The organism is Streptomyces sp. NPDC127084, from assembly GCF_042724175.1.
Lineage (GTDB): Bacteria > Actinomycetota > Actinomycetes > Streptomycetales > Streptomycetaceae > Streptomyces.
This window is the reverse complement of record NZ_JBHXFA010000263.1, coordinates 1-3,462: the sequence shown is the minus strand read 5'-3', so window position 1 is coordinate 3,462 and position 3,462 is coordinate 1. Positions and strand designations below refer to the sequence as shown.

Here is a 3,462-nt window from a genome sequence, read left to right as displayed (position 1 = left end):
TTATCACACCAGTCAGAGACAGCCCCACACACGGCCCTCACTCCCCCCGCCTTATCTGGCGGGGTGTCTCCCGCCCCCCCCCCCCCCGCGCTTCCTTCTACTCGGACGGGAATACCCCCAGGGGGTATATGGTTGTGGACAGGCGCGGACCGCTCGGCAGCCGGTCGCACTGGACACGGAGAGGGAGACGCGCCATGGACCACACCGCACACACCAGCGCGGCGAAGACCGACGCCGCACACCACCGAACGCGGCACGGGCACCCGGAGCCCGCGGCCCGCGGGGGGCGTGCCCACTCCCACGGCCCGGCGTCCTGGGGCACCGCGGCCAAGGCGACGCTGCACTGCCTCACCGGCTGCGCCATCGGCGAGATCCTCGGCATGGTCATCGGTACCGCCCTGATGTGGGGCAATGTGCCGACGATGATCCTTGCCATCGCCCTCGCGTTCGTCTTCGGCTACTCGTTCACCCTCTTCGCGGTGCGCCGCGCCGGTCTGGACTTCAAGACGGCCGTCAAGGTGGCCCTGGCCGCCGACACCGTCTCGATCGGCGTGATGGAGCTGGTCGACAACGGCGTCATCGCCCTCGTCCCGGGCGCGATGGACGCCCATCTCTCCGACGGGCTCTTCTGGTCCGCGCTGCTGGGCGGCTTCGCCGTCGCGTTCCTGGTCACCACCCCCGTGAACAAGTGGATGATCGGCCGTGGCAAGGGGCACGCCGTGGTCCACGCCTACCACTGAGGCGTGCGGGCGGCCTACCCGAACTGGTCGTAGCCGAGCTTCACGACCATGCCCGTCACCACCACGAGCAGCACGATACGGACGAATCCGGAACCGCGGCGCAGGGCCATCCTCGCCCCGAGCGCCGCGCCGACGATGTTGCAGACGGCCATTCCCGCACCGAGCAGCCACAGCACCTGGCCCTGGAGGGCGAACACCGTGAGCGCGCCGATGTTGGTGCCCACGTTGACCACCTTGGCCAGGGCCGAGCTCTGGAGGAACTCCAGCGACAGCAGGCTGGTGAACATCATGATGAGGAACGTGCCGGTGCCGGGGCCGAAGACGCCGTCGTAGAAGCCGATCCCGCAGCCCGCGGCCCCGATGACCGCCAGCTTGCGGCGTCTGCTGACGAGTTCGCTCTCCTGCACCGCGCCGAAGCCCGGCCGGAGGGAGACGAAGATGGCCACGGCGATGAGCAGGGCCATGATGACGGGTCGGAACCAGGCGGCGGGAAGGCTGGACGCGGACAGGGCGCCGACCCCGGCGGCCGGAATGGCGAGGCCCGCTGCCGGAAGGGCGATGGAGCGGTCCAGCTTGGTGCGCCGGGCGTAGGTCACGGCGGCGATCGTCGTACCGGTGATGGCGGTGAGCTTGTTGGTGCCGAGCGCCACCGTCGGTGAGAGCTGCGGAAAGGCCATCATCAGGGCGGGTATGAGGACGAGTCCGCCGCCTCCGACCACCGCGTCGATCCATCCGGCGGCTGCCGCCGCGGTCATCAGGCCCGTCACGCCTATGGCGTCCAAGAAGTCGTCCCCCCGTTGCCTCACCTGGCCAGAACGGGAACGACCTTACGAGAATGCAATTTCAGTTCGATATCGGGGTGTGTCGAGTACGTCAGGTGGCTGCCCGATTTCTCGCCGAGAGCCTCAGTTGAGTTGGCGCTGCCAGTCGGCGGGGACCCTGCCCGCCGGGCCCGGGACCGGCTGGGAGTCGGGGTGGGCGGTGGGCGGGGACAGCGGAGGGCCGTCGTAGTACTGCTCCGTCTCGATGTTCCAGAACCAGCCCTCGCCCGGCTCGAAACTGGTCAGGAACGGGTGCCCCGCCGTCCGTGCGTGCTTGCTCGCGTGCTGCTCAGGGGATGAGTCGCAGCAGCCGATATGCCCGCACTCGGCGCATCTGCGCAAATGGAACCACCACCCGCCGCCCGCCGTGCACTCGGCGCAGCCTGTGCCGCTGGGAGCCGCAGCGGGGTCGATGCCCGGGATCCGGCCGGAGTCGTGTGTCATGGCGGCTGCCTCCCTGACGAGGGCGAAACTCGCGGATCACGTCCCGTTCATCGTACGGCCGGAGGGGTCGGCCGGACAGAAACTTGTAAGGGGCTAATCGACCAGGGTCCCTATACTGCGGTTCATGCCCCCCATACCCGCCGCCGCATGACCACCACCGGCGCCTCCAGCCCCGCCCCTGCCCCCGATGCCCCCGAGCCCGACCCGGTCGCCGAGCCCGTGCCTGCCCCCGGACTCACCCCCGCGCGTCGCCGTATCCTCGCCGACCTCACACCCCTGCGCGTGTCCCCCGACTACCGGCGCCTGTGGTTCGGCAACACGGTCTCCTGGACCGGGCAGGGGATGACCACCCTGGCGATCTCGCTCCAGGTGTACGACATCACCCGCTCGACCTTCTCCGTAGGCCTGGTCGGGCTCTTCTCGCTCGTCCCACTGATCGTGTTCGGTCTGTACGGCGGTGCCGTCGCCGACACCGTCGACCGGCGCAAGCTCGGCCTGGCCAGTGCGACCGGCCTGGCCGTGTTGTCGGCGGCACTGGCCACCGCCGCGTTCGCGGGCTTCCACCGGGTCTGGTTCCTCTACGCCGTGGTCGCGCTGCAAGCGGTCTGCGCCGCGCTCAACGCGCCCGCCCGCAGCGCGATGATCCCGCGTCTGCTGCCACCGGAGCAGCTGCCGGCCGCCAACGCGCTCAGTTCCGTGACCACCACCTCCGGGATGCTGATCGGGCCGATGCTCGGTGGGCTGATCGTGGGTTACGGGGGCTACCAGACCGCGTACCTCGTGGACGCGATCGCCTTCGGGGCCGCGCTGTACGCGATGTGGCGGCTTCCGGCCATGCTGCCCGACCGCGACAGCGGAGATGACGGGAAGCGCGCCAAACGTGCCTCCGTCCTCGGCGGGCTGCGCTTCCTGGCCACCCGGCCCAATATCCGGATGACCTTCTTCTCCGACTTCTGCGCGATGATCCTGGCGCATCCGCGTGCGCTGTTCCCCGCCATCGCCGTGCTCTGGTACGGCGGCGACGCCCGAACCACCGGGCTGCTCGTAGCGGCCCCCGCCGTGGGTGCGCTGCTGGGCGGGGTGTTCTCCGGCTGGCAGGGGCGGATCAGGCGCCACGGGGTGGCGATCCTGCTCGCCGTCGCGGCCTGGGGTCTGGCCATCGCCGCGTTCGGGCTGACCCGGAACCTCTGGCTCGGGCTGTTCTTCCTCGCCCTCGCGGGCTACGCCGACACCGTGTCCATGGTGTACCGGAGCACCATGCTCCAGGCCGCCGTGCCGGACGAACTGCGCGGGCGCCTCCAGGGCGTGTTCATCGTGGTGGTGGCCGGTGGCCCCCGGCTGGGGGACTTCCTCGCCGGCTCCGTCGCCGACCTCACCTCTCCGGCCGTCGCCATCACCGGGGGCGGGCTCGCCTGTGTGCTGGCGATCGGTCTGCTGGGCCTGCGCGCCCGGGGGTT

At 70.4% G+C, this 3,462-nt stretch carries 4 protein-coding genes; 2 read left to right on the top strand and 2 right to left on the bottom strand.

All coding sequences use genetic code 11. The annotated features are described in order from the left end of the window. The first annotated feature begins 194 nt into the window (after positions 1-194). Positions 195-740, top strand: coding sequence for a DUF4396 domain-containing protein (locus tag ACFWI9_RS32630; protein WP_387168430.1), 546 nt, complete (start codon positions 195-197; stop codon positions 738-740). A 14-nt stretch (positions 741-754) separates the two neighbouring features. Here ACFWI9_RS32630 and ACFWI9_RS32625 read toward each other — a convergent pair whose 3' ends face one another. Continuing rightward, complete coding sequence (locus ACFWI9_RS32625) at positions 755-1,495, bottom strand: TSUP family transporter (RefSeq protein WP_387168439.1); 741 nt, start codon at positions 1,493-1,495, stop codon at positions 755-757. Positions 1,496-1,645: 150 nt separating this feature from the next. Continuing rightward, positions 1,646-2,005, bottom strand: a complete 360-nt coding sequence (locus tag ACFWI9_RS32620; RefSeq protein ID WP_387168427.1) for a UBP-type zinc finger domain-containing protein — start codon at positions 2,003-2,005, stop codon at positions 1,646-1,648. A gap of 147 nt (positions 2,006-2,152) precedes the next feature. Between ACFWI9_RS32620 and ACFWI9_RS32615 the strand changes: the two genes are divergently transcribed. Then, a partial coding sequence (locus ACFWI9_RS32615) for an MFS transporter (RefSeq protein WP_387168424.1) occupies positions 2,153-3,462 on the top strand: 1,310 nt, incomplete at its 3' end.

Bases quoted from the DNA above. Each gene is read 5' to 3' on its own strand.
- ACFWI9_RS32625 (WP_387168439.1), bottom strand. From the start codon at position 1,495: ATGACCGCGGCGGCAGCCGCCGGATGGATCGACGCGGTGGTCGGAGGC.
- ACFWI9_RS32630 (WP_387168430.1), top strand. From the start codon at position 195: ATGGACCACACCGCACACACCAGCGCGGCGAAGACCGACGCCGCACAC.
- ACFWI9_RS32620 (WP_387168427.1), bottom strand. From the start codon at position 2,005: ATGACACACGACTCCGGCCGGATCCCGGGCATCGACCCCGCTGCGGCT.